The organism is Terrabacter lapilli, from assembly GCF_039531305.1.
GTDB lineage: Bacteria > Actinomycetota > Actinomycetes > Actinomycetales > Dermatophilaceae > Terrabacter > Terrabacter lapilli.
In genome coordinates, this window is record NZ_BAAAPU010000011.1 from 378660 (window position 1) to 403499 (window position 24840).

General features: G+C 72.5%; 22 protein-coding genes. 15 read left to right on the forward strand and 7 right to left on the reverse strand.

Annotated features, from left to right (window positions below):
- The first annotated feature begins 193 nt into the window (after positions 1 to 193).
- Together ABD241_RS19290 and ABD241_RS19295 are read left to right on the forward strand one after the other, a co-directional pair.
- A complete protein-coding gene (locus ABD241_RS19290) occupies positions 194 to 937 on the forward strand; it encodes a hypothetical protein (protein WP_344066652.1) in 744 nt (247 codons plus the stop codon).
- A complete protein-coding gene (locus tag ABD241_RS19295) occupies positions 934 to 1302 on the forward strand; it encodes a winged helix-turn-helix domain-containing protein (protein ID WP_344066655.1) in 369 nt (122 codons plus the stop codon). Before ABD241_RS19290 ends, ABD241_RS19295 begins: the two co-directional genes overlap by 4 nt.
- Positions 1303 to 1602: 300 nt before the next feature.
- On the opposite strand, the gene ABD241_RS19300 is transcribed toward ABD241_RS19295, so the two are convergent.
- Complete coding sequence (locus tag ABD241_RS19300; protein ID WP_344066658.1) at positions 1603 to 2889, reverse strand: MFS transporter; 1287 nt, start codon at positions 2887 to 2889, stop codon at positions 1603 to 1605.
- Positions 2890 to 3044: 155 nt separating this feature from the next.
- The gene (locus ABD241_RS19305; RefSeq protein WP_344066661.1) at positions 3045 to 5522 is read right to left on the reverse strand and encodes an HAD-IC family P-type ATPase; all 2478 of its coding nucleotides are present in this window, start codon (positions 5520 to 5522) and stop codon (positions 3045 to 3047) included.
- A gap of 216 nt (positions 5523 to 5738) precedes the next feature.
- Here ABD241_RS19305 and ABD241_RS19310 point away from each other — a divergent pair, with 216 nt between their 5' ends.
- The 4 genes from ABD241_RS19310 (at position 5739) to ABD241_RS19325 (ending at position 10475) form a co-directional block, all read left to right on the forward strand.
- Positions 5739 to 7178: an NAD-dependent malic enzyme gene (locus ABD241_RS19310; protein ID WP_344066664.1), complete on the forward strand. Its 1440-nt coding sequence runs from the start codon at positions 5739 to 5741 to the stop codon at positions 7176 to 7178.
- Positions 7179 to 7194: 16 nt separating this feature from the next.
- Entirely contained in the window at positions 7195 to 8523 is a 1329-nt protein-coding gene (locus ABD241_RS19315) for an MFS transporter (protein ID WP_344066667.1), read from the forward strand.
- 168 nt (positions 8524 to 8691) lie between these two features.
- A complete protein-coding gene (locus ABD241_RS19320; protein ID WP_344066669.1) occupies positions 8692 to 9054 on the forward strand; it encodes an MmcQ/YjbR family DNA-binding protein in 363 nt (120 codons plus the stop codon).
- 107 nt (positions 9055 to 9161) lie between these two features.
- Complete coding sequence (locus ABD241_RS19325) at positions 9162 to 10475, forward strand: MFS transporter (protein WP_344066672.1); 1314 nt, start codon at positions 9162 to 9164, stop codon at positions 10473 to 10475.
- A 73-nt stretch (positions 10476 to 10548) separates the two neighbouring features.
- On the opposite strand, the gene ABD241_RS19330 is transcribed toward ABD241_RS19325, so the two are convergent.
- The 4 genes from ABD241_RS19330 to ABD241_RS19345 form a co-directional block, all read right to left on the reverse strand.
- Positions 10549 to 11775, reverse strand: coding sequence for an MFS transporter (locus tag ABD241_RS19330; protein ID WP_344066674.1), 1227 nt, complete (start codon positions 11773 to 11775; stop codon positions 10549 to 10551).
- Positions 11772 to 12233: a MarR family winged helix-turn-helix transcriptional regulator gene (locus ABD241_RS19335; protein ID WP_344066676.1), complete on the reverse strand. Its 462-nt coding sequence runs from the start codon at positions 12231 to 12233 to the stop codon at positions 11772 to 11774. Before ABD241_RS19335 ends, ABD241_RS19330 begins: the two co-directional genes overlap by 4 nt.
- 121 nt (positions 12234 to 12354) lie before the next feature.
- Positions 12355 to 13290, reverse strand: coding sequence for an LLM class F420-dependent oxidoreductase (locus ABD241_RS19340; RefSeq protein ID WP_344066678.1), 936 nt, complete (start codon positions 13288 to 13290; stop codon positions 12355 to 12357).
- 18 nt (positions 13291 to 13308) lie between these two features.
- Complete coding sequence (locus ABD241_RS19345; protein ID WP_344066680.1) at positions 13309 to 13989, reverse strand: TetR/AcrR family transcriptional regulator; 681 nt, start codon at positions 13987 to 13989, stop codon at positions 13309 to 13311.
- 113 nt (positions 13990 to 14102) lie between these two features.
- On the opposite strand from ABD241_RS19345, the gene ABD241_RS19350 reads away from it, so the two are divergent.
- Both ABD241_RS19350 and ABD241_RS19355 read left to right on the forward strand, forming a co-directional pair.
- Positions 14103 to 14297 carry a hypothetical protein gene (locus tag ABD241_RS19350; protein ID WP_344066682.1) on the forward strand — a complete coding sequence of 65 codons (195 nt, stop codon included), beginning with the start codon at positions 14103 to 14105 and terminating at the stop codon, positions 14295 to 14297.
- Positions 14298 to 14304: 7 nt separating this feature from the next.
- Positions 14305 to 15831, forward strand: a complete 1527-nt coding sequence (locus ABD241_RS19355; protein WP_344066684.1) for an MFS transporter — start codon at positions 14305 to 14307, stop codon at positions 15829 to 15831.
- Positions 15832 to 16009: 178 nt separating this feature from the next.
- On the opposite strand, the gene ABD241_RS19360 is transcribed toward ABD241_RS19355, so the two are convergent.
- Positions 16010 to 16528: an inorganic diphosphatase gene (locus ABD241_RS19360; RefSeq protein ID WP_344066687.1), complete on the reverse strand. Its 519-nt coding sequence runs from the start codon at positions 16526 to 16528 to the stop codon at positions 16010 to 16012.
- Positions 16529 to 16682: 154 nt separating this feature from the next.
- Between ABD241_RS19360 and ABD241_RS19365 the strand changes: the two genes are divergently transcribed.
- The 7 genes from ABD241_RS19365 (at position 16683) to folE (ending at position 24826) form a co-directional block, all read left to right on the forward strand.
- Positions 16683 to 18278: a D-alanyl-D-alanine carboxypeptidase/D-alanyl-D-alanine-endopeptidase gene (locus ABD241_RS19365; protein WP_344066690.1), complete on the forward strand. Its 1596-nt coding sequence runs from the start codon at positions 16683 to 16685 to the stop codon at positions 18276 to 18278.
- A gap of 51 nt (positions 18279 to 18329) precedes the next feature.
- Positions 18330 to 19433 carry a zinc-dependent metalloprotease gene (locus ABD241_RS19370; protein WP_344066693.1) on the forward strand — a complete coding sequence of 368 codons (1104 nt, stop codon included), beginning with the start codon at positions 18330 to 18332 and terminating at the stop codon, positions 19431 to 19433.
- Between the two features lie 17 nt (positions 19434 to 19450).
- Positions 19451 to 20449: a tRNA lysidine(34) synthetase TilS gene (tilS, locus tag ABD241_RS19375; RefSeq protein ID WP_344066696.1), complete on the forward strand. Its 999-nt coding sequence runs from the start codon at positions 19451 to 19453 to the stop codon at positions 20447 to 20449.
- Between the two features lie 120 nt (positions 20450 to 20569).
- Positions 20570 to 21121, forward strand: a complete 552-nt coding sequence (hpt, locus tag ABD241_RS19380) for a hypoxanthine phosphoribosyltransferase (protein WP_344066699.1) — start codon at positions 20570 to 20572, stop codon at positions 21119 to 21121.
- Between the two features lie 15 nt (positions 21122 to 21136).
- Positions 21137 to 21961 (forward strand): DUF1028 domain-containing protein, encoded by an 825-nt coding sequence (locus tag ABD241_RS19385; RefSeq protein WP_344066702.1) that lies wholly within the window; start codon positions 21137 to 21139, stop codon positions 21959 to 21961.
- A gap of 185 nt (positions 21962 to 22146) precedes the next feature.
- Positions 22147 to 24252, forward strand: coding sequence for an ATP-dependent zinc metalloprotease FtsH (gene ftsH, locus ABD241_RS19390; protein ID WP_344066705.1), 2106 nt, complete (start codon positions 22147 to 22149; stop codon positions 24250 to 24252).
- A gap of 1 nt (position 24253) precedes the next feature.
- Complete coding sequence (folE, locus tag ABD241_RS19395) at positions 24254 to 24826, forward strand: GTP cyclohydrolase I FolE (protein WP_344066708.1); 573 nt, start codon at positions 24254 to 24256, stop codon at positions 24824 to 24826.
- The last annotated feature ends 14 nt before the right edge of the window (positions 24827 to 24840 follow it).

Here is a 24840-nt window from a genome sequence, read left to right on the forward strand (position 1 = left end):
CACGTCGAATGGCAGCAGGCGGATTCAACCTCGTGCCCGGATTTTGCCGCGTCAGACCGAACGCTGACAGAACTTCGCTCCGGGCGGGGCCTTGCCGCCCCAGCACACCCCTCACTCTTGACGCGAGATGACTCTGCAGTGCAGAGTTGCCGCCTCGAGCGCGCAGGGGCGCTCTCCAGCCGAGGGGCCGCTCATGAACGCCAACCAGCCCGACGAGGTCGCCGCCGCCGAGGCCGTGCTCGCCCGTACCGAGCAGCTGCGCCGGGTCGCCCGGCGCGACGCCAAGGGACTGGCCGTGCCGCTGTTCGTGCTCGGCGTCCTCACGCTCGGGTACGCCGTGGTGTCGTACGTCGAGCTCGACGTCATCGCCTCGGACCTCGGTCCCGGCCAGTCGAGGGCCGCCACCGACACGGAGCTCCGGCTCGGTCAGCTCGCCGACACCTACTGGGGCCTCGCGGGCGCGGTGGGCCTGCTCGTGATCGGTATCTGGCTGGGCGTCCGCAGCCGGCGCCTGGGCGCAGGAGCAGGCGCCGGTGCCTGGGTCGCCGGAGGTGTGGGGCTCTTCCTCCTGGCGACCGTCGGGCTGCCGTTCTCGCCCTTGGCGACGGTGGTCGGCATGGTGGGTTTCATGGCTCCGACCGCGTTCATCGGGATCGCGCTGCTCCTCATCGCCTGGCGCCGGCACGACGGACGGCTCGCCGTGTGGACCGTCGTCTTCGGCGTCGTCGTCACGATGGCCCACCTCGGCTTCTTCACCAACCGGCTCGGCGACCTCCTCCGGGTCACCGGCCAGGCGGACGACGTCGACGTCGACGTCGTGGTGCAGGCCGACCTCGCCGTCCTGGCCGTCGTCGGCCTCGTCCTCGTCGGCGCCGCGGTGCGCAACCGCCGCGCCGGGGCAGCACCCGGCCACGTCGACGAGCTGGTGGTCTCGTGACCGAGTCCGACGCGTCACCCGACGGCCACCCGCAGGCCACCGACGCGTCGGGCCGTGACGAGCCACACCCGACGAGCCGGCTCGACGACGTCGTGCACCAGAAGGCGCGACTCGGCATCCTCGCGGTGCTCGCAGAGGCCGAGCGTGCCGACTTCTCGTACCTCAAGTCGAACCTCGGCCTCACCGACGGCAACCTCGGCCGGCACCTCGAGGTGCTCGCCGGCAGCGGACTCGTCCACGTCGAGAAGGGCTACGCCGGCCGGCGGGCGCGCACCTGGGTCACCATCACACGTGCCGGACGTCACGCGCTCGCCGAGGAGATGGCCGCGATCCGCGAGCTGCTCCGACGCTTCGAAGGCGGCTGAGCACCAGCGCGATGACGCGTCCCGAGGAGTCCCGGGCCACTCACCCCGGCTCGGTCCGCGGTGGATCACGAGCGTGGCCGGCCGAGCGGCCGGACGGACGGGTCGCCACGGCCCACCCCGGAAATTGCGAAGGAGCCCACCTGCGGGGGCAGGACGGGCTCCTTCGAGGCTGGTGCGGATGGGGGGGTGCGTGCCAGCCGTGGGGGTGTTACAGAAGTGACACTAATGAAGCCGTATGCCGTTGTAAGCGTTTTCGACGAAATAGCCCCACATTCCTCGTTTCGACCGGTCCGCCCCGGCTCAGGCCTCGGTGGCAGGCGCGGTCGAGGGCCTGGGTGCGGGGTCGCCGGCAGGATCGGTGACTGGTCCGACGCCCGCCGGCCGCTCCGCCCTCTCGAGGACCCGCCGGCAGGCCCACGACACGAGGACCGCGGCGCCGCCCGCGCCGACCGTGACGGCATACGCCGGGGTGTGGCCACCCCAGTCGGCGAGGCGACCGGCCAGCGCGGCGCCCACCGCGTAGCCCAGCCCGGTGGCGGCGGCCAGGACCGTCATGGCGGCCCCGGTGCTCGACGGCGGCGTGACCCGCTCGGCCAGGGTGAACGTCGTGATCATGTAGGGCGCGACCGTGCAGCCGAGGACGAGCAGCACGGGCACCAGGGCGGGGAGCGACCCGACGAGCAGCAGCGGGGCCGCGAGCACGAGCAGGCCCGCGGCGAACCAGCGCAGCCTGCTGGGCAGTGACCACCTCGCGGGCAGCCCGGCGACCGCGAGCCCCGCGATGACGCTGCCGACGCCGAGGAGGGCGTGGAAGTAGCCGGTCAGGCCGGGGGAGCCGGCGGCGGTCGCGAGCACGGACGTGCCGGTCTGGACGGAACCGAACACGGTGCCGACGAGGAGCTGCGCGACGCACAGCACCACGAGAGCCGGTCCGAGCAGGCGCCCGACCGGGCCAGAGGCCTGCGAGGTGGCGGCGTGGGTGGCCACGGCCGTCTCGTGCAGCGCGAACCAGGTGCCGAACACGGCCAGGGCCGCCGCGGCGAGCGCGAGCGCCGCCGGCGGACTCGCCACGGACACGCCGAGCCCGACCAGCGCCGGGCCGAGGACGAACGAGGCCTCGTCCGCCGCGCCCTCGTAGGAGAAGGCGGCGTCGACGAGGCGAGGCTGCCGCGGGCCCGTGCCGGCAGTGATCGGCCGCCAGCGCACCCGTGCGAGGGGTCCGATCTGCGGCAGCAGCAGACCCGCCACGGCGCTCGCCACCCCAGCCGCGCCCCAAGGGAGCCCGGCCCCGACGACGACCAGGACGGCGACGAGCCCGCCGGCGCCGGCCAGGGACTGGAAGGTGACGCCGCGGCGCTGCCCGAGCCGGTCCGACCGCGCGCCCCAGAAGGGTGCGCCCAGCGCGTTCGCCACGGCGAGCGCGCCCGCGCAGACGCCGCCGGCGCCATAGCTGCCGGTGGCCTGGGACACGAGCAGGAGGGTGCCCAGCTGGCTCATCGCCAGCGGCATGCGGGCCAGGAAGGCGACGACGATGTAGGTGCGGCCGGTGAGGCCGAAGAGGTGGCGGTACGAGTCCGTGGGTGACACGAGGCGGCTCCGGTTCTGGTCGCGGGGTACGCGACAGCGGGTGCGCGCCTACCCGCCCAACAGGCCACGCCGGATCCCTGTGCGAGCCACAGTCTAGGCGATGCGAGCCATGGTCGGCGTGGCCCACGACGGACCTCGGCGAGCGCCGCGGGAGCTCAGTCGGGGACGTGGTGGGCGGCCTGCAGGCTCGGTGAGGTCCGGTAGACGACCTCGACGAGGACGGCGCCGGCCACGCCGACCGCCAGCGACTGCCCCACCAGCGGCAGCGGCGCGTCGAGGTAGAAGAACTGCGCCGCCGCCGGCACGAGGAACGCCCCGGCGGCGAGCCCGACCATGGCGGCGACCAGCGCCGCCTTCCACGGCCGGAACGGCCGGGCGAGGACGGCGAGGATCCAGAAGAAGACGGTCAACAGGGTGATCGTGGCGCCGCTGCCCGGTTGCCAGCAAGCGACGTCGGCGACAGCCGCCGAGCCCGGCTGCACCGAGCACCGGCTGGCGAACTCGTCCACCGGGACGCCGTAGCTGCTGCCGGCCAGCAGGTAGGCGGCGATGACCGCCACGCCCGCCACGGCGCCCGCCGGCACGGCAAAGCGCAGGATCCGGTGCAGGAAGCCGGGCAGGTAGCGCCGCCGGTTCGGTCCGAGCGCGAGGAAGAACGCCGGTATGCCGATGGTGACCGCCGAGACGAGGGTCAGGTGCCGTGGCAGGAACGGGAACGGGACGGCGATGACGGCCGCCGCGAGGATGGCGACGAGGCTCATGGCGTTCTTGGCGACGAAGAGGTTCGCGACCCGCTCGACGTTGCCGATGACGCGTCGGCCCTCGGCCAGCACGTCGGGCAGGTGCGCGAACCGCCCGTCGAGCAGGACGAGCTCCGCGACGGCCCTGGTGGCCTGCGCTCCGTTGCCCATGGCGACGCCGATGTCGGCGTCCTTGAGGGCCAGCGCGTCGTTGACGCCGTCGCCGGTCATGGCCACGACGTGCCCGTCGGCCTGCAGGGCGTGCACGAAGGCACGCTTCTGCTCCGGGGTCACCCGGCCGAACACGGTGTGCGTGCGCAGGACCTCGCGCAGCGCCTCCGGGTCGTCGTCCGCAAGGGTGCGTGCGTCGACGGGCTCACCGACCTCGAGGCCGACCTCTCGCGCGACGGCCGCGACGGTGACGGGGTTGTCGCCCGAGACGACCTTGACCGCCACGCCTTGCTCGCGGAAGTAGCGGAGCGTGGCGGCGGCGTCGGGGCGCACCTGCTCCGTGAGCGTGACGAGGGCGGCGGGCTCGACGTCGGCGGGCAGGGTCCCGGACGCCGGCAGTCCCTCGCTCCGGGCGAGGAGCACGACCCGGCGACCTGCCTCGGCGAGCTCGGCGACCTGCGCACGGATCGCGCCGGCCCCCCACGCCCCCCGCGCCCCCTCGGCCGCCTCCGGTCCGGAGTGCCGCGGCTGGGCGGCGAGCAGCACCTCCGGGGCGCCCAGGACCCAGGACGGGTGACCCTCGAACGACGCCGCGCTCCACTTGCGCGCAGAGTTGAACGGGACGGTGTCCGTGCGTTCCCAGCCGGGGGAGGGCAGCGCCGCCGCGATGGCGGCCAGGGTGCCGTTGGCGTTCGGGTCGTCGGCGAGCGCGCCGAGCGCACCACGGATCTCGTCGCGGTCGTGGCCGCCGAGCGGCCACACCTCCTCGAAGACGATGTCGCCGGCCGTGAGCGTGCCCGTCTTGTCGAGGCAGACCACGTCGACCCGGGCGAGACCCTCGACCGCCGGCAGCTGCTGCACGAGGACCTGCTGCCGGGTCAGCTGCACGGCGGACAGCAGGAACGCCACCGACGTCAGGAGCACGAGCCCCTCCGGCACGAGACCGACGACTCCTGCCGCCGACCGGATGACCACCTGCTGCCAGCCCTGGTCGCCGACGGTGCGCCACTGCGACCAGATGGTGATCGGCAGGGCCACGGCGATGACCCACGTGATGTACCTCAGCAGGACGTTGATCGACTCCTGGATCTCCGAGCGCGTACGCGTGAACCTCCTTGCGTCGGCGGCGATCCGGTTGACGTAGGCATCCGCGCCCACCTGCTTGGCGTGGTAGCGGCCGGAGCCCGCGACGACGCTCGTGCCCGAGAGGATCTCGTCGCCCTCGTCATGCGCGACCGGGTCGGACTCGCCGGTGAGGTTCGCCTCGTCGAGCTCGAGCCCGGCGCTGGCGAGGAGCGTGCCGTCGGCCGGCACCTGGTCGCCCGTGCGCAGCTCGATGAGGTCGTCCTGCACGACGTCGCGCGTCGCGACGACCAGGACGGTGCCGTCCCGGACCACCCGCGTCGTCGGGGCGTTGAGCAGCGCCAGGCGGTCGAGCTTCCGCTTGGCGAGGTACTCCTGCACGATCCCGATGCCCGAGTTGACGACGAGCACGAGCCCGAAGAGGCCGTCGGCGAAGGACCCGGTGACCATCACGAGGACGAAGAGCCCGCCGAGGATCGCGTTGAACCGGGTGAGGACGTTGGCCCGGACGATCTCGCCGACCGAGCGCGAGGTCCGCTCGGTGAGCCGGTTGACCGCGCCGCGCGAGACCCGGTCAGTGACCTCGGCGCTCGTCAGCCCGTCCGTGCGGGCGAGCGTCGACTCGCCGGGTGTCGTCACCGCCCCATTGTCGTATGCCGTGTGCCCGGCCCTGCCGGGAACGCGCACGACCGCTGGGGTCACGTCGGCACGCGGCGGCGTGACGGCATACGGCTCGGTGTGCCACGGGCGCCTCGGGGCCGGTCCCGACGGGGCGCCGGCGGCGGGGACGAATGTTACTGATCGGTCCTCGGACCACGTCCGGTCCGCCTCCCGGATCGTGGGACGATATGGGGCGTGACTGAGTCGATCCAACGTGCCCGCGCCACCACCGCCTCCTACTCGATCACGATGCGGATCCACGCCGGGACGGACCCGGCCGTCATCGGGGCGCTCGCGGTCAAGGTCGCCGAGAGCGGCGGCATCACGACGGCGCTCGACATCGTCGACTCGCACCCGGACCGGCTCGTCATCGACCTCACCTGCTCGGCCAGCAACGCCGAGCACTCCACCGAGATCGTCGCCGCCGTCGAGACGCTCGAGGGCGTGCGGGTCCACAAGGTCTCCGACCGCGTCTTCCTGCTGCACCTCGGCGGCAAGATCTCCGTCGAGTCCAAGGTCAACCTGCGCAACCGCCAGGACCTCGCGATGGCCTACACGCCGGGGGTCGGCCGGGTCAGCCAGGCGCTCGCCGACCACCCGGAGGACGTGCCGAAGCTGACGATCAAGGGCAACTCGGTCGCCGTGGTCACGGACGGGTCGGCGGTGCTGGGTCTCGGCAACATCGGCCCGCAGGCGGCGCTGCCGGTCATGGAGGGCAAGGCGGCCCTCTTCAAGCGCTTCGCCGACATCGACGCGTGGCCCATCTGCATCGACACGACCGAGGTCGACGAGATCGTCCGCACGGTCGAGCTCATCGCGCCGGGCTTCGGCGGGATCAACCTCGAGGACATCGCCGCCCCGCGCTGCTTCGAGATCGAGGCCAAGCTGCGCGAGCGCCTCTCGATCCCCGTCTTCCACGACGACCAGCACGGCACCGCGATCGTGGTGCTGGCGGCGCTGAAGAACGCGCTGCGCATCATCGACAAGAAGCTCTCCGACGCGCGGGTCGTCGTGTCGGGCGGCGGCGCCGCCGGCTCGGCCATCGTGCAGCTGCTCCTCGCCGCGGGGGCCATCGACGTCACCGTCTCCGACCGCCCCGGCCTGCTCAACAAGGACGACGAGTCGCTGACCCCGGCCTGGCGCGAGCTCGCGGAGAAGACCAACCCGCGCGGCCTCACCGGTACGCTGCGCGACGGCCTGCAGGGTGCAGACGTGTTCATCGGCGTGAGCGCTCCCCGCATCCTCGACCCGGAGTGGATCGACGAGATGGCCGACCGGCGCATCGTCTTCGCCCTGGCCAACCCCGACCCCGAGGTCGACATCTACGAGGCGACCCAGCGCGCGACCGTCGTCGCCTCGGGTCGCAGCGACTACCCGAACCAGATCAACAACGTGCTCGCGTTCCCCGGCGTCTTCCGCGGACTGCTCGACGCGCGCGCCACCGACGTCACGACCGAGATGCTCATCAAGGCCGCCGACGCCATCGCCTCCGTCGTCACCGACGAGCAGCTCAACCCGAACTACATCATCCCGAGCGTCTTCCAGCCCGACATGAGCAAGACCGTCGCCAAGGCGATCGTCGACTGCGTGCCCAAGGCCCCGGCGAAGTCGATCCCGATGACCGGCGCGAACTGAGGAGCCGGCCGACCGGATGAGCATCACCCAGTCGGGACAACGGTTCCCGCTCGACGGCCGACGCGCCTGGGCGGTCTGGGCGGCGGCGATCGCGGTCTACGTCCTCGCGGTCTTCCACCGCACCTCGCTCGGCGTCGCCGGCCTCGACGCGGCGCAGCGCTTCGGGATCAGCAGCTCGCAGCTGTCGACGTTCACGATCCTGCAGGTCTTCGTCTACGCAGCGATGCAGCTGCCCGTGGGGGCGCTCCTCGACCGCTTCGGCTCCAAGAAGCTGCTCGGGGTCGGGCTCACCTTCCTGACCGTCGCGCAGTTCGGCTTCGCCTTCGTCCACTCGTTCCCGGCCGCGCTCCTCTGCCGCGTGCTGCTCGGGATGGGCGATGCCATGGTGTTCATCTCGGTGCTGCGCCTGGTCGCCCTGTGGTTCTCGCCGCGTCGCACCCCGATGGTGACGCAGCTGACCGGCGTGCTCGGGCAGCTCGGCGCGCTGGCCGCGGCCGGCCCGCTGGCGGCCGCGCTGGCGCACTTCGGGTGGACGCCGTCGTATGCCGTCGCCGCGTCGGTCGGCGTCGTCAGCGGGGTCGCGCTCGTGCTCGTCGTCAGGGACAGCCCCTACACCGACCACCACCGCGACGAGCTGCGGCTGCGCGCCATCGCCCGCACGCTCCGGGCCGCCTGGCTCGTGCCCGGGACCCGGCTCGGGCTGTGGTCGCACTTCACGTCGCAGTTCGCGGCGAACATGTTCACGATGCTCTGGGGCTTCCCGTTCCTCGTCTCGGGACAGGGGCTGCCCGCCTCGACGGCGAGCGTCCTGCTCATGCTCATGGTCGTCACCACCGTCCTGACCAGCCCGGTCATCGGCACCCTGACGATGCGCTACCCCTTCTCCCGGAGCACGCTCGTGCTCTGGATCGTCGCCGCGGCGATCGCCGCCTGGACGGTAGTGCTCCTGTGGCCCGGGCGGGCGCCGCTGTGGCTGCTCGTGGTCCTCGTGGTTCTCATCGCGGTCGGCGGCCCGGGCTCGATGATCGGCTTCGACCTGGCCCGCACGTTCAACCCGCCGACGCGCATCGGCAGCGCGTCGGGCATCGTCAACACCGGCGGTTTCATCGCCACGCTCACGGCGGTCGCGCTCGTCGGCGTGGTCCTCGACCACGTGTCGCCCGCGGGACCGTCGAGCTGGGACGTGGACTCGTTCCGTGTCGGGATGACGGTGCAGTACCCCGTCTGGGCGCTCGGCGTCCTGCAGATCCTGCGCTACCGGCGCAGGGCCCGGCGTGCCGCGCTCGAGGCCGACCCGGAGGCGTACGCCGCCATGCAGGCCGGCCAGTCCGTCACCTTCCACTGACCGACCCGACCACCCCACCGTCGAGAGGCCACGTGTGGCCGTCCCGCACCCGTCGAGAGGCCACGTGTGGCCGCCTCGGCCCCGTCGAGAGGCCACGTCTGGCCGCCCTGCACCCGTCGAGAGGCCACGAGCGGCGGCACGGGCTAGCCTCCCGGTGAGGGAGGTGCCGTGACGACGTGGGGCGACGTGGACGGGCTGGCCGGGCGGCTGCCGGGCGCTGAGCCCGTGGTCGCCCACGACGGCTCGCCGGCATGGCGCGCGGGACGGCATACGTTCGCTCGCCTGCGACGTGACGAGGACGCGAACGAGCTCGTCCAGGTGTGGACCCGCGAGATGGACTCGGAGCAGGCGCTCGCCGACCGGCGCGCCACCTTCGTGCGGATCGACACCTTTCGGTTCCGAGTCACCCTGTGGGTGCGCCTCGACCTCGTCGACCGGACCGAGCTGGCTGAGCTGCTCCTCGACTCCTACGACGCGCGCGGCGGCCCGCGACGCCGGGGCGACACCGGGCTCGCGGACCTGCTCAGCTGAGGCGCGGACGCGGCGCGCTGCTTCCCAGGGTTTTCTCAGGTTCTCGGGTATGCCGTCGTGCGGGCCCGACGGAGTCCCCGCCGGCCCCTGACTTCAGGGAGGCACGGATGGCAGCACCAGCGCCGACTCGGACGAAGCTCACGTCCGACCAACGCAACTCGTTCCTCGCCGCCTACCTCGGGTGGGCCATGGACGCGTTCGACTACTTCCTCGTCGTCCTCATCTACGCCGACATCGCCAAGGACTTTCACAAGTCCCTGCCGCAGATGGCGTTCATCACGACGATGACCCTCATCATGCGCCCGGTCGGGGCCCTCATCTTCGGCTTCTGGGCCGACCGGCGCGGCCGACGCATACCGCTCATGACGTGCGTCGCGTTCTACAGCGTCGTCGGGTTCGTCTGCGCCTTCGCGCCGAACTTCGCCGTCCTCATGCTCCTGCGGATGCTCTACGGCATCGGGATGGGCGGCGAGTGGGGCCTCGGCGCGGCGCTCGCCATGGAGAAGCTGCCGACCGACCGCCGCGGCTTCTTCTCGGGGATCCTGCAGGGCGGCTACTCGATGGGCTACCTGCTGGCCTCGCTGGCGTTCCTCGGCGTCAACTCGTGGCTGGGCCTGTCGTGGCGCTGGATGTTCGCGCTGTCGATCATCCCGGCCGTCATCACCTTCGTCATCCGCTCGCGGGTGGTGGAGTCGGAGGTCTGGCGCGAGGCCGACCAGCGGGTGCGCCAGACGAGCACGACGGTGCGCCAGCTGCTCGCCAACCCGGCGATCTGGCGCCGGTTCGTCTTCCTCGTGCTGCTCATGACGGCGTTCAACTGGATGAGCCACGGCACCCAGGACGTCTACCCGACGTTCCTCAAGGCCACCGACGACGGCGGTGCGGGTCTGGCCAAGAGCACCGCATCGTGGATCGCCGTGATCTACAACGTCGGCGCGATCGCCGGTGGCGCCGCCGCCGGGGCGCTGTCCGAGCGCTACGGGCGCAAGGTGATGATCATCTTCTGTGCCGCGCTCGGCCTGCCGATCGTGCCGCTCTTCGCGTACTCGCACACCGCCGGCATGCTGGCACTCGGCTCCTTCCTCATGCAGGTCATGGTCCAGGGTGCCTGGGGCGTGATCCCGGCCCACCTGACCGAGCTGAGCCCCGACGAGATCCGCGGGTTCTACCCGGGCGTCACCTACCAGCTCGGCAACTGCCTGGCGGCCTTCAACCTGCCGATCCAGGAGGCCATTGCCAGCACGCACGGCTACCCGTTCGCGCTGACGGTGACGATCGTGCCGGTGTTCCTCGCCGTGATCGTGCTGACCGCGCTCGGCAAGGAACGCCGCGGTGTCCGCTTCGGCACGGCGGAGACGAGCCTGGTCGAGTCGGGCCAGGGGAGTCTGGCGTCCACGCGCGCCGACGCCCTCCGGCGCTGACCTGCGCGGAGTGCCCGAACGCCGCGCCCCCGGCGAGGGGCGCGGCGTTCGACGTACGCGTGGAGCGCGCCGGTCAGGCGTCGCCGACCGTGAGCGCCTCGGCCTCCGTGCGCGAGGTGACGGGCTCGGCGCCGTGGCCGGGCGCCTCGTCCAGGGCACTGATGATCGTGCGGGCCGTGAGCAGCACGAGCACGGCCAGCACGACGGCGGCCGAACCGACCCAGAACGGCAGGTGGATCGAGCGCTCACCGAGGTTGCCCGCCAGCCACGGGGCGATCGCGCCGCCGCTGAAGCGGACGAAGGAGTATGCCGCCGACGCGACACCGCGCTCGACCGGGGCGATCTTCATGACCGTCTCGGTGATCAGCGTGTTGTTCACGCCGAGGAACGCGCCCGCGAGGATGACGCCGACGATGAGGACCGTCTTGTTGTCGGTCGCGATCGCCATGACGGCGAGGATCGCGGCGAAGCCCAGCAGCGCGCCGGAGATGCCGGCCATGGTGCCGAACCGGCGCTGCACCATCGGTGCCACGAAGACCGACGTGATGGCGAGGAGCAGGCCCCAGCCGAAGAAGATGAACCCGATCTGGTGGGCACCCATGGCGAGCGGGAACGGCGTGAAGGCCAGCAGGGTGAAGAAGCCGAAGTTGTAGAGCAGCGCGGTGATGCCGACGGTGAGCAGCCCGCGGTGGCCCAGGGCGCGCAGCGGCGCGCTGATCGACGTCGGCTGGGCGGCCGGCGGCGTCTTCGGCAGGGTGGTGGTGGTCGCGATGAAGGCGATCGCCATGAGCACGGCGACGCCGTAGAACGGCCAGCGCCACGAGATGCCGCCCAGCCAGCCGCCGAGCAGCGGACCGGTCGCGATGCCGACTCCGAGCGCGGCCTCGTAGAGGATGATGGCCTGCTTCACCGAGCCGGACGCGGCATTGACGATGGTGGCCAGGGCCGTCGCGATGAAGAGGGCGTTGCCGAGGCCCCACAGCGCGCGGAAGGCGACGATGCCGCCGACGGTGTCCTGACGGCCGGCAAGGGCCGCGCCCACGATGATGAGCGCGAGGCCGAGCAGCAGCGTCCGCTTGGCGCCGACGCGGCTGCTGACCCAGCCGGTGCCGAGCATCGCGACGCCCATGACGGCCAGGTAGCTGGTGAAGAGCAGGGAGACCTGCGAGGGCCCGGCGCCGAGCTCGTCGGCGATGGGCTTGAGGATCGGGTCGACGAGGCCGATGCCCATGAAGGAGATCACGCAGGCAAAGGCGATCGACCAGACGGTCTTGGGTTGGCGCCACATGGGTGTGGTCATCCGTCCTTTCGGGTGTTGTGTGGGATGGGGGCGTCTGCCGCGGCGGCGAGCAGCTCGTTCATGACCTCGACCGCGATGCGGACGCGGTCGAGGCCGGTGTCGTCGAGCTGGTCGAGGACGGGGGACAGGACGGCCAGCCGGGCGCGGCGCACGGTCTCGATCGCGGCAATGCCCTCGTCGGTGAGGCAGATCACCGTGGCGCGCGCGTCGTCGGGGTCGGACGCGCGGGTCACCCAGCCGGACGCCTCGAGGCGCCGGAGCTGGGTGGTGATCGTGGGCTGGCTGCTGTGGTCGGCGGCCGCGAGGGTGCTGACCCGTGAGGGCCCGAGCTCGTCGAGGAGCGCGAGCAGCCGGGCCTGGGCGAACGGCACGTCGAACGACGCGTGCCGGCTGGCCCAGCGCGAGAGTCGCGCGGCCGAGCGCAGCAGGTCGTTGCCCAGGGTCGATGGAACGCTCACCCGGAGCAAGTTACATAGATAACCTATGCATATCAAGTCGAGCCGGCAGTGGACGCAGGAAAGTGCCCACTCGACGTGTTGGCCGTCGAGTGGGCACCTCTCGTCAGGCGGCCGGGACGGCCTAGGTGAGCTGGGACAGCACGCCCGTGGCGATGTCGGCCAGGTGGTCGAGGTCCGAGAGGTCGAGGACCTGCAGGTAGACCCGCTCGGTGCCCACCTGTGCGAACGCCGCGAGCTTGTCGACGACCTCGTCGGCCGAGCCCGCCAGCCCGTTCTCGCGCAGCTCCTTCACGTCCCGCCCGATAGCGTCGGCGCGACGGCGCAGGGTCGCCTCGTCCTTGCCGACGCACACCACCTGCGCGGCCGAGTACGTCAGCGTGCCGGGGTCGCGGCCCGCCTCGCGGGCGACCTCGCGGACCCGCTCGAAGAGCCTGCCCGACTCGGGAGCCGGGGCGAAGGCGGCGTTGAACTCGGCGGCATACTGCACCGCCAGCGCCGGCGTGCGGCGCTTGCCCCCACCGCCGATGATGATCGGCACGCCACCGTCCTGGACCGGCTTGGCCAGCGCGGGGGAGTCGGTGACGGGGTAGTGCCGCCCCTCGTGGGAGAACGTCGCGCCGGCGGGCGTCGCCCACAGCCCGGTGATGACCTCGAGCTGCTCCTCGAGCCGGTCGAAGCGCTCACCGAGCGGCGGGAAGGGGATGCCGTATGCCGTGTGCTCGGCCTCGAACCAGCCCGCGCCGAGGCCCAGCTCGACCCGTCCGCCGCTCATCTGGTCGACGCCGGCGACCTGGATGGCCAGCGGCCCGGGGAGGCGGAAGGTCGCGGAGGTGACGAGGGTGCCGAGTCGGATCGAGGAGGTCTCGCGCGCGAGCCCGGCGAGGGTGGTCCAGGCGTCGGTCGGCCCGGCCCCTCCGTCGCCGCCCATGTGGAGGTAGTGGTCGGAGCGGAAGAAGCCGCTGAAGCCGAGGTCCTCGGTGGCCCGGGCCACGCGGAGCAGGTCGTCGTAGGTGGCGCCCTGCTGGGGCTCGGTGAAGATGCGCAGGTCGAGAGTCATGACCTGTGCAACGACGGGTCAGTCCCGGACAATCCCGTCCACGACGACCTCGAGCATGGGTCGCACGTCGAGCGCGGTGTGGCTCGTGTCGGCGACGCTCGCGACGCCGCTGACGAGGCGCATGACGTTGGCCGGGTCGACCCCGGGCCGCAGGTCGCCGTCGGCCTGCACGTGGTCGATGACGCGCGCGTTGGCGTCGCTCATGACGCGGCACTTGCGGTACATGGGGGAGGCGGGGTCGTCCATGGCTGCACAGATCTTGCTCGCCGCGCCGCGGTGCAGGGTGATGTGGTCGACGAAGTGCTCGAACCAGCCGAGCAGCATCTCCCGTGGCGGCAGGCCGGTCGCGATGGCGGCGTCCGCGTCGGCCGCGACCCGGTCGGTCCAGTCCTGCATCAGGGCGTCGATGAGCGCATCGCGGGTGGGGAAGTGGCGGTAGAGCGTGCCGGGGCCGACGCCGGCCCGCTTGGCGATCTCGTCGAGGGAGCAGTCGGCGCCGCGCTCGGTGAAGACAACTCGGGCGGTGGCCAGGATCTTGTCGTAGTTCCGCTTGGCATCGGCCCGCATGGGGCGCTTGACCGCGCTGGACTCCTCGGCGGAAGGCGCGACCTCGGGAGATGAGGGGCGCGGATCGCCTTGCGCCGCAGCGGTTTCCGGCGACGATGCGATCGTCGCCTTGCCGGTGTCGGCAGCCGTCACGACAAACTCCCTTGCTAAACGGAGACTGTCTCCGTATTGTTGGTCAGGCAGAACCGGAGTGGCTCTCCGTTAATCCTAACGCCAACCGACGTTCCTTGAGGAGTCCGGCACCGATGTCCACCACACTCCGCCCCACCCGCCAGGCCCAGCGCCTGCACCTGTCCCACCTCGCGACGACGCACCGTGCGCCCCTCGTGCCACGTGACGCGGACCCCCGCAGTGCGCGCGCCCACACCTTCACCCCCATGGCCCGCGAGCCCCTCGGCGCCGACGCGCCGCACGGCGCCGCCGGGCCAGACGAAGCCTGAGGTCCCGATGTCGACCACCACCCACCCCACCACCGAGCCCACCAGCCCGGGCCAGCACACCGGCCCCGCACCGACGACGGTCTCCCCGGCCGCGCGCCGCGGCGCCATCGGCCTCGGTGTCGTCCTCGTCGCCCAGCTCATGCTGGTGCTCGACGGCACCGTCGTGAACGTCGCGCTGCCGCACATCCGCACCGACCTCGGGTTCACCCCCGCCGGCCTGTCGTGGGTCCTCAACGCGTACACCCTCGCCTTCGGCGGCCTGCTGCTCCTCGGCGGGCGCCTCGGCGACGTGTTCGGGCGCCTGCGCACCTTCGAGATCGGCCTCGCGGTCTTCACCGTGGCGAGCCTCCTCGGCGGCCTCGCCACCTCGCCCGCCTGGCTCGTCGCGGCTCGCACGCTCCAGGGCGTCGGTGCTGCCCTGGCCGCGCCCAGCGTGCTGGCACTCGTCACCACGAGCGCGCCCGACCAGGCCGCCCGCAACCGCGGCCTGGCCCTCTTCACCGCCGTCTCCTCGGCCGGCGCCTCCATCGGGCTGCTCCTCGGCGGCGTCCTGACCAGCTACGTCAGCTGGCACTGGACCCTGTTCGTCAACGTGCCGATCGGCGCCGTCGTCCTCGTCCTGGCCCGCCGCTTCGTCACCGAGACGCCTCGGGTGCCCGGCCGCTTCGACGTCGTCGGCGCCGTCACCGCGACGCTCGGCTCGGTCGGGATCGTCTACGGCTTCATCAGTGCTGCCGACCGCGGCTGGACCGCGCCGGCGACGCTCGTGTCCTTCGCCCTCGGCGTGCTCCTGGTCGCGGCCTTCGTCCGCGCCGAGTCCCGCGTGGCCTCGCCCCTGCTGCCGCTCGGGCTCGTGCGCAACCGCACCCGAGCCGGCGCGCTCGTGATCATGGCGCTCGTCGTCGGCGCACAGTTCTCGACGTTCTTCCTCGTGACGCAGTACCTCCAGCTCGTCCTCGGCTTCAGCCCCGTGGCGACGGGTGCGGCGTTCCTGCCCCTCAGCCTCGCCATCTTCGCGACGTCGCGGGTCAGCGCCCGCCTCGTGGCGACCGTGGGGCCCCGGGTCATGCTGCTCGTCGGCACGCTGGGCCTGACGGCCAGCTTCGTGTGGCTCAGCGGCATCTCCACGACGACCACCTATGCCGGTCACCTGCTCGGCGCGCTCGTGCTCAACGGCGTCTCGGCGGCCCTGGTCTTCATGCCGGTCACCGTGGTCGTCCTCGGCGGCGTCGACCGCTCGCAGGCCGGCACGGTCTCGGGCCTGCTCCAGACCGCGCAGCAGCTCGGCGGGGCCGTCGGCCTGGCCGCGATCGTCAGCGTCTACGCCTCGAGGTCGGTCCCCGGCCAGTTCGTGCCCGGCGTCGAACCGGCCTTCCGCACGTCGGCGGCCTTCACCCTCGTCGGCCTGCTGGTCGCCGCCTTCGTCCTGCGGCCGCGGCCGGCGCGCGACGCGGAGCCGCAGCCGGGGCCGCAGCCGGAGCCGGCCCGCGAGCCCGTCGCGGTGGCGACCGCGGACGCGGCCGAGGCCTGCTGACCGCTCCCTCGGCGAGAGGACGCACCTGGGGCTGCGCCCGGTGGGGTGATCACCCCACCGGGCGCAGCACCAGGTGCCGCCTCATGGCCTCCGACACGAGCGAACCCCCGCCACCCGATCGGGCAGCGGGGGTTCGGCGTCACGGCATACGAACGAATGCCCAGGGGCGCGGGGAGGCTCAGTGGCCCTTCGGCATCGCCCACCGGGCGGTCGAGGTGCCCTGCTCCTTGGCGCGGTCGAAGGCCTCGCCGATGATCTTCTCGGCCGCCGCGCGGTCGCCCCAGTGGGAGCCGTCGACGTGCTTGCCGGGCTCGAGGTCCTTGTAGCGCTCGAAGAAGTGCTGGATCTCCTTGAGCTTGAACTCGTTGACGTCGGAGATGTCCTGGATGTCCGCGTTGCGCGGGTCGATGGGCACGCACAGCACCTTGTCGTCGCCGCCGGCCTCGTCGGTCATGTGGAAGACGCCGATCGGGCGCGCCTCGACGAGGACACCGGGGAAGACCGGCTCGGGCAGCAGCACGAGGGCGTCCAGCGGGTCGCCGTCCTCGCCGAGCGAGTCCTCGATGTAGCCGTAGTCCGCGGGGTAGGCCATCGGCGTGAAGAGGTAGCGGTCGAGGCGGATGCGACCCGTCTCGTGGTCGACCTCGTACTTGTTGCGCTGTCCGCGCGGGATCTCGATGGTGACGTCGAACTCCACGTCTTCCCCTTCTCGGGCTCTTCGGGTGCGCTCGGGTGCCGGGGCACTCGGCGGCGGCTGACAGAATCGTTCGCGACAGTGTGTCAGCAAGGCCGGTCCCAGCGCGAAACAGGGCAAGGCAGCGACGAGACGGCGACGGACGGGGGTGGCGACAGTGACGCACGACGGTCCGCCGCGCCGGCGCCACTACCTCTGGGCGCTCGGCTGGTCACTCGTGACCGTCCTGCTGGGGTATGCCGTCCTCGACGTCGCGGACGCTGCGCCCGGTGTGCTGACGATGCGTCCACTCCCACCGCCCCCGCCGACCGAGACGGTCGCCACCCGCACCCTGCCCTTCGTGCCGCAGCCGACCCTGCCGACCTCGGCGGGCCCGCTGCTGCCCTCGCTCGCGGGCGAGGCCGAGGTGCCCTCGACCGGCGGCGTCGCCAAGGCGCTCGCCGCGGTCCGCGCCCTGCCCGCGCTGCGTGACTCGGCCCTCGTGGTCCGGGACGGGCAGACCGGCCAGGTCCTGCTCGACCAGCGCGGCAGCGACCTGCGCATCCCGGCCTCGACGACCAAGCTGCTCTCGGCCACCGCCATCGGCCAGGTGTTCGCCCCCGACGAGACGCTCCGCACGGTGGTGCGTGAGGGCGACCGACCGGACCAGGTCGTCCTCGTGGCGGGCGGCGACTCCCTCCTGAGCCCCGGCAAGGGCGACCCGCTCGCCGTCGCCGGTCGGGCAGGGCTCGCCGACCTGGCCGCCCAGGTGGCCACCAGGCTGAAGGCGCAGGGCACCCGCGCGATCACGCTCTACGTCGACGAGACGTATGCCGACGGGCCGACCACCGCCCCCACCTGGGCCCCGACCTTCCGCAGCTCCGGCATCACGGGCGCCGTCGCGATGCTCGGCCTCTCGACCCAGCGGGCCGCCGGCGGTGCGCCCGGACCGGCCGACCCGGTGGCCGCCGTACGCGCCGCCTTCGCCCGGCAGCTCGGGGCGATGGGCGTCACGGTGCGACTGGCCCCGCGCGGCCCCGCCCCCGGGGTGTCGGGCTCACCCATGCCGACACCCAGCCGGCCGGCGGCGAAGGCGCCGACGTCGCCCACCGACGGCTCGGGCACCTCGAGCGGCCCTTCGCCCAGCGCCGCGCAGAGCATGTCGCCGAACGGCACGGCCGGGGCGTCGGCCGTCCCGACGAGCGGCCCCGGGTCGGTGCTCGGCAGCGTGGAGTCGGCACCGGTGCGCGAGCAGCTGGCGCTGGCACTCACCGACAGCGACAACGCGCTCACCGAGATCCTCGCCCGCCAGGCGGCATACCGCTCGGGGGCCGGGACGGCGTTCGACCGGGTCGGCGCCTGGGTCGTGTCGCAGGTGGCCGCGCTCGGGCTCGACACGCGCGGCGTGACCCTGTCGGACGCCAGCGGGCTCTCCCGCGAGAACCGCGTCCGCGCCGACCTGCTCTCCGACGTGCTCGTCCTCGGCTACGACGGCCGGCACCCCGTGCTGCGGCAGGCGCTGGACGGCCTCCCGATCGGCGGGCTGACCGGGACCATGGCCGACCGGCTCTCCGGCGCGAACCACGACGCGGCCGGCCGCGCCCGGGCCAAGACCGGCACCCTGACGGGCGCGAACGCGCTGGCCGGGAGCGTGGTCGACGACAGTGGGAGGCTGCTCGTCTTCGTGGGTATGGTCGCGGGGGCAGGAACCAACGAGGCGCGGGCGGCGTTGGACCGGTTCGTAGCGGCGATCGCCTCGTGCGGCTGTCGCTGACGGTCCGGTGAGCCGCTCGGAGCGCATCGTCACGGCACGGAAAGGCCTGGCATGACAGACAGCACCATCCCGACTCCCCAGGGCGCTGACCGCCCGGACCGCTCGGGAGGGGCGCCGGCCGCCTCCGTCGACTACGAGTTCGCCAAGCGGACGGGCCGCGCGATCGTCAACCCGGGCCCGCAGGTCTCCAGCGACGAGGCCGCGTCGATCGTCGCCGACCTGCGCGAGGCGGCCGCCTCGGCCGTCGCCCCCGTGGCCGAGACGAGCGACCTGCGGGCCCCCGCGGACGCGCCCGCGCCCCTCGTCGTCGACCGGCCGGGCTGGATCAGCGCCAACGTCGACTCCTTCCGCTCGATGCTCGACCCCGTTGTCGACAAGCTCAACGCGGCCCGCAAGTCGCCCACCAACGCCACGGCCGCGCTCGTCGGCGGCAAGGTGACCGGCGCCGAGATGGGGGCGCTGCTCGCCTTCCTCTCGTCCAAGGTCCTCGGCCAGTACGACCTCGCGCCCAACGGCACCCCGCGCCTGCTGCTCGTCGCGCCCAACATCGTGGCCACCGAGCGCCGGCTGGAGGTCGACCCCACGGACTTCCGTCGGTGGGTGGCGATGCACGAGGAGACCCACCGGGTCCAGTTCACCGCCGTCCCGTGGCTGCGCGAGCACATGGTCTCGCGCACGCAGGCCCTCGCCGTCGACCTCGCGCCCACACCGGAGGACCTCTCGAGGCGCTTCGAGCAGCTGACGAGGAACCTCCCCGGAGTGCTCAGCTCCGGTGAGGGGGTCGCGCAGCTGTTCGCCACCCCCGAGCAGAAGGCGCAGATCGCCGAGCTCACCGCCGTCATGTCGCTGCTCGAGGGCCACGCCGACGTCGTCATGGACGACGTGGGGCCGCGCGTGATCCCCACCGTCGGCGAGATCCGCCGCAAGTTCGACCAGCGCCGCAACAGCGCGGTCGGCGTCGACCGCCTGCTGCGCAAGCTGCTCGGCCTCGAGGCCAAGATGCGGCAGTACCGCGACGGGGCGGTCTTCGTCCGCGCCGTGACCGACCGGGTCGGGCGCGACGGCTTCAACGCCGTGTGGTCCTCGCCCGAGACCCTGCCGCAGGCTGCCGAGATCCTCGACCCGCAGGCGTGGGTGCGCCGGGTCCACGGCTGATGCGGGGCCCCACAGACATGCCCGGACCCGACCCCGCCGTGGCCGCCACCCGTCTGGCCGTACGCGAGCACCTGGCCGACGTCCCGGAGGGCGCGCTCGTCCTCGTCGCGTGCTCGGGCGGCCCCGACTCGGTGGCGCTCGCGGCCGCCCTCGCCTTCGAGGCGCCGCGCTCGGGCGTCCGCGCCGGCGCCGTCGTCGTCGACCACGGCCTGCAGGACGGCTCGGCCGAGGTCGCCGAGGAGGCCGCGACGCTGTGCCGCGACCTGCGGCTCGACCCCGTCGAGGTGGTGCGCGCCGACGTCCGCACGACCGGAGCCGGGGTCGAGGCCGACGCCCGCTCCGCGCGCTACGCCGCCCTCGAGGCGGTCGCGGACCGGCTCGATGCCTTCCTCGTGCTCATCGGCCACACCCGCGACGACCAGGCCGAGCAGGTGCTGCTCGGCCTGTCCCGCGGGTCGGGTGCGCGCTCCCTCAGCGGTATGCCGGTACGCCGCGACCGCTTCGTGCGCCCGCTCCTCGCCCTCCCGCGCGCCACGACCCTCGCCGCCTGCGCGGCCTACGGCATCGAGCCCTGGGTCGACCCGCACAACAGCGACGACTCGTTCCGGCGGGTGCGCGCCCGGCGCCTGCTCGCGACGCTCGAGTCGGAGCTCGGGCCGGGCTTCGCGGCGGCCCTGGCCCGCAGCGCCGACCTGCTGCGCGAGGACGCCGACTACCTCGAGAGCCTCGCCATCCGGGCCCGGGCCGACCTGCCCGCCGGCCCGAGCGGCGAGGGTGTCGAGCTCGATGCCCTCGCGGCGCTGCCCCGGGCGATCCGCACCCGCGTCTGGCGGCTGCTGGCCGCCGAGGCCGGCGCGCCGCTCGCCGACGTGAGCGCCGCCCACGTGGAGTCGCTCGATGCCCTGCTGACCTCGTGGCACGGCCAGGGGCCGCTCCACGTCCCGGGTGGCATCGCCGTCGCCCGCACCGGCGGAGCCATCGTGTTCAGCCCCCTGCGCCAGACCGCCCCCGCCTGAACCCCTCGACCGCCTGGCGAGCGCTCGCACCTCGCGCCCCACGCCTGACGGCACGTCCGGGCGGTGCGGTTGAATGGTGCCGCCCCGCACGACCCCCAACCGCTACATCGAGGAGCCTTCGTGGACCACGAGCACATGGGAGAAGACCTGGCCAAGGTCCTGCTCACCGAGGAGCAGATCAAGGCCCGGCTCGCCGAGCTCGCCGAGGAGATCTGGAAGGACTACGAGGGCAGGGAGTTCCTGCTCGTCGGGGTCCTCAAGGGCGCCGTCGTCGTCATGGCCGACCTCATGCGCGCCCTGCCCGGCACCGCGCCGATGGACTGGATGGCCGTCTCGTCGTACGGCTCGGGCACCAAGAGCTCGGGTGTCGTGCGCATCCTCAAGGACCTCGACACCGACATCAGCGGCCGCCACGTGCTCATCGTCGAGGACATCATCGACTCCGGCCTGACCCTGTCGTGGATCAAGTCCAACCTCGAGTCGCGCAGCCCGGCCTCGGTCGAGATCTGCACGCTGCTGCGCAAGCCCGACGTCGTCAAGGTCGACATCCCGGTCAAGTACGTCGGCTTCGACATCCCCAACGAGTTCGTCGTCGGCTACGGCCTCGACTACGCCGAGAAGTACCGCAACCTGCGGTGCGTCGGCACCCTCGCACCGCACGTCTACGCCTGAGCAGGAGACCGCCGCATGACCTTCTCGATCGTCGCGCGCCAGGGTGAGGCCTACGGCGTCGCCGTCGCCAGCAAGTTCCTCGCCGTCGGGGCGGTCGTCCCCGACGCCCGCAGCGGCGTCGGCGCCGTGGCGACGCAGTCCTTCGCCCGGTTCGCCTACCGCGACGAGCTGCTGGCCCGGCTGGCGGCAGGGGAGGGGGGCGAGGAGGCGCTCGCCGCGGCCACGGCTCTCGACGAGGGCCGCGAGACGCGCCAGGTCGGCGTCGTCGGCGCCGGCACGGCCGCCACCTTCACCGGCGCCGAGTGCAACGCCTGGGCCGGTGGCGTCGCGCGCGAGGAGGGCGACACGGCATACGCCATCCAGGGCAACATCCTCACGGGCCCCGAGGTCATCGAGGCCATGGAGCGCGCGTGGCGCGAGTCGGCCGGCCGGCCGCTCGCCCAGCGCCTGCTCGCCGCGCTCGTGGCCGGTGACGCCGCCGGCGGCGACTCGCGCGGGCGCCAGAGCGCTGCACTGTATGCCGTCGAGCCGGGCTCGGGCTACGACGGCTGCGGGGTGCTCGCCGACCTGCGCGTCGACGACCACGCCGACCCCGTGACCGAGCTCGGCCGGCTGCTCGCCGAGTGGGAGATGTACTTCGGCAGGCCCGAGGACGTCCAGCCGCTCGAGGGCGAGCTCGGCGACGAGGTGCGCGAGCGCCTCGCCCGCGCCGGCTTCCCCGACGGTGACCTCTCCACGGCGCTGGCCGACTGGGCCGGCAACGCCAACTACGAGGCGCGCCTGACCCCCGACGGCATCGACCGCCGCGTCCTCGAGGCCCTGCGCGCGGCGACCGCCTGAGCCGGGCCCCGGCATGCGCGGGCGGCCGCAGCCACTTCCTCGACAGCGGCGGGTACGCAACTCTGGACGGGCAGGTTGGTCACCGGCCTGCCGCATGCGGAACACTGGAAGTCCCCCGGACGTTGTGCCGGTGGACCAACTCACCGGACGAGCAGGAGGACCGGGGCCGACGGCCTCGCACGTACATGGACGCTAAGCGGATTCTGCGCACCCCACTGTTGTGGATCTTGGTCCTCATCAGCGCGCTCGTCTTCGGCATGATGTTCTCGGAGTCCGGGCCGCCCCGGATCGACACCTCGGCCGCGATGACGCAGATCAACGACGGCAACGTGGAGTCGGCCAAGCTGCTCAACAACGAGCGCATGGAGCTGACGCTCAAGACGCCCTACACCTCGCCCGACGGCTCCGTGAAGGACGCCAAGACGGTGTACGCGTACTACGTCGACGCTCGCGGCGGCCAGGTCGTGCAGGCGCTCAACGCCAAGGCGCCGCCCAAGGGCGTCAACGACCAGATCGACCAGCCGAGCTGGTTCGGCTCCTTCCTCTTCTCGGTGCTGCCGGTCATCCTGATCCTCGGCCTCTTCTGGTTCCTCATGGGCCAGATGCAGGGCGGCGGCAACCGGGTCATGCAGTTCGGCAAGTCGCGCGCCAAGCTCGCCACCAAGGACACCCCGAAGGTCACCTTCGCCGACGTCGCCGGCTGCGACGAGGCCATCGAGGAGCTCCAGGAGATCAAGGAGTTCCTCCAGGAGCCGGCCAAGTTCCTCGCGGTCGGTGCCAAGATCCCCAAGGGCGTGCTGCTCTACGGCCAGCCCGGTACCGGCAAGACGCTGCTGGCCCGCGCGGTCGCCGGTGAGGCGGGCGTCCCCTTCTACTCGATCTCCGGCTCGGACTTCGTCGAGATGTTCGTCGGTGTCGGCGCCAGCCGCGTCCGCGACCTCTTCGAGCAGGCCAAGGCCAACGCGCCCGCCATCGTCTTCGTCGACGAGATCGACGCCGTCGGCCGCCACCGCGGCGCCGGCATGGGCGGCGGCCACGACGAGCGCGAGCAGACGCTCAACCAGCTGCTCGTCGAGATGGACGGCTTCGACGTCAAGACCAACGTCATCCTCATCGCGGCGACCAACCGCCCCGACATCCTCGACCCGGCCCTGCTGCGCCCGGGCCGCTTCGACCGCCAGATCGCCGTCGACGCGCCCGACATGATCGGCCGCCACCGCATCCTCGAGGTGCACGCCCAGGGCAAGCCGATGGCCGCCGACGTCGACCTGCTCGCCGTCGCCCGCCGGACCCCCGGCTTCACCGGCGCCGACCTGGCCAACGTGCTCAACGAGGCCGCGCTGCTGACCGCGCGCAGCGACAAGAAGGTCATCGACAACCCGGCGCTGGACGAGGCCATCGACCGCGTCATCGCCGGCCCACAGAAGCGCACGCGCATCATGTCGGCCAAGGAGCGCAAGATCACCGCCTACCACGAGGGTGGCCACGCCCTCGTCGCCGCGGCGCTCAACCACACCGACCCCGTCACCAAGGTGACGATCCTGCCGCGCGGCCGGGCCCTCGGCTACACGATGGTCATGCCGATCGACGACAAGTACTCCACGACGCGCAACGAGATCCTCGACCAGCTCGCATACGCCCTCGGTGGCCGCGTCGCCGAGGAGATCGTCTTCCACGAGCCGACGACCGGGGCCAGCAACGACATCGAGAAGGCCACCGGCATGGCCCGCAAGATGGTCACCGAGTACGGCATGTCCGCGCGCGTCGGCGCGATCAAGCTCGGCCAGAGCAACGGCGAGGTCTTCCTCGGCCGCGACATGGGCCACCAGCGCGACTACTCCGAGGAGATCGCCCGCGTCGTCGACGAGGAGGTCCGCAGCCTCATCGACGCGGCCCACGACGAGGCGTACCACGCGCTCAACGCCAACCGCGACCTGCTGGACCAGCTCGTCCTCGAGCTGCTCGAGAAGGAGACGCTCAACGCCCACGAGCTCGCCCAGCTCTTCGCGTCGGTCACCAAGACGCCGCAGCGGCCGACGTGGCTGTCCTCGCAGACCCGCCAGCTCAGCGACCGGCCGCCGGTGCTGACCCCCGCCGAGAGGGCGGCCCTCAACGGCTCCAACGGCCAGAACGGCCACCTGCCGCCGCCCGTGCCGGCCGACAAGGTGATCGAGGGCAGGATCGACGAGGCCGCGGCGGTCGGGGCTCACCCGCTCGCCGAGGAGCACCCGGCCGAGCAGGTCATCGAGGTGCCGGAGGACGGTCGCGTCAACCCCGACGAGAAGAGCTGACGTGGCGATCGACACGGCGCGCGCCGAGGCGGCGGTGCGCGAGCTCCTGCTGGCCATCGGCGAGGACCCGAAGCGTGAGGGGCTGCTCGACACCCCGGCCCGGGTCGCCCGGTCCTTCTCCGAGATCTACGCCGGCCTCGACATGACGGCGGCCGACGTGCTCGGCACGACCTTCGAGATCGACCACCAAGAGCTCGTCATCGTGCGCGACATCGAGGTCTACAGCACCTGCGAGCACCACCTCGTGCCCTTCCACGGCGTGGCCCACGTCGGCTACATCCCGAGCAAGGACGGCCGCGTCACGGGGCTGTCGAAGCTGGCCCGGCTCGTCGAGGTCTTCGCCCGCCGCCCCCAGGTCCAGGAGCGCCTGACCACCCAGATCGCCGACGCCCTCGTCGAGCACCTCGACGTGCAGGGCGTGATCGTGGTGGTCCAGGCCGAGCACCTGTGCATGTCGATGCGTGGCATCCGCAAGCCGGGAGCGAGCACCATCACCTCCGCCGTGCGCGGCCAGCTGCGCGACGCGGCGACTCGAGCGGAGGCGATGGCGCTGATGCTCGAGGGCAACAAGTGACGGCGAGCGGCCCC

What these genes read in the sequence shown, in the direction of transcription:
- ABD241_RS19340 (WP_344066678.1), bottom strand. Translation starts at nt 13,290, where the DNA reads ATGACTCTCGACCTGCGCATCTTCACCGAGCCCCAGCAGGGCGCCACC.
- ABD241_RS19355 (WP_344066684.1), top strand. Translation starts at nt 14,305, where the DNA reads ATGTCGACCACCACCCACCCCACCACCGAGCCCACCAGCCCGGGCCAG.
- ftsH (WP_344066705.1), top strand. Translation starts at nt 22,147, where the DNA reads ATGGACGCTAAGCGGATTCTGCGCACCCCACTGTTGTGGATCTTGGTC.
- ABD241_RS19370 (WP_344066693.1), top strand. Translation starts at nt 18,330, where the DNA reads ATGACAGACAGCACCATCCCGACTCCCCAGGGCGCTGACCGCCCGGAC.
- ABD241_RS19385 (WP_344066702.1), top strand. Translation starts at nt 21,137, where the DNA reads ATGACCTTCTCGATCGTCGCGCGCCAGGGTGAGGCCTACGGCGTCGCC.
- ABD241_RS19290 (WP_344066652.1), top strand. Translation starts at nt 194, where the DNA reads ATGAACGCCAACCAGCCCGACGAGGTCGCCGCCGCCGAGGCCGTGCTC.
- ABD241_RS19330 (WP_344066674.1), bottom strand. Translation starts at nt 11,775, where the DNA reads ATGACCACACCCATGTGGCGCCAACCCAAGACCGTCTGGTCGATCGCC.
- ABD241_RS19350 (WP_344066682.1), top strand. Translation starts at nt 14,103, where the DNA reads ATGTCCACCACACTCCGCCCCACCCGCCAGGCCCAGCGCCTGCACCTG.
- ABD241_RS19325 (WP_344066672.1), top strand. Translation starts at nt 9,162, where the DNA reads ATGGCAGCACCAGCGCCGACTCGGACGAAGCTCACGTCCGACCAACGC.
- tilS (WP_344066696.1), top strand. Translation starts at nt 19,451, where the DNA reads ATGCCCGGACCCGACCCCGCCGTGGCCGCCACCCGTCTGGCCGTACGC.
- ABD241_RS19315 (WP_344066667.1), top strand. Translation starts at nt 7,195, where the DNA reads ATGAGCATCACCCAGTCGGGACAACGGTTCCCGCTCGACGGCCGACGC.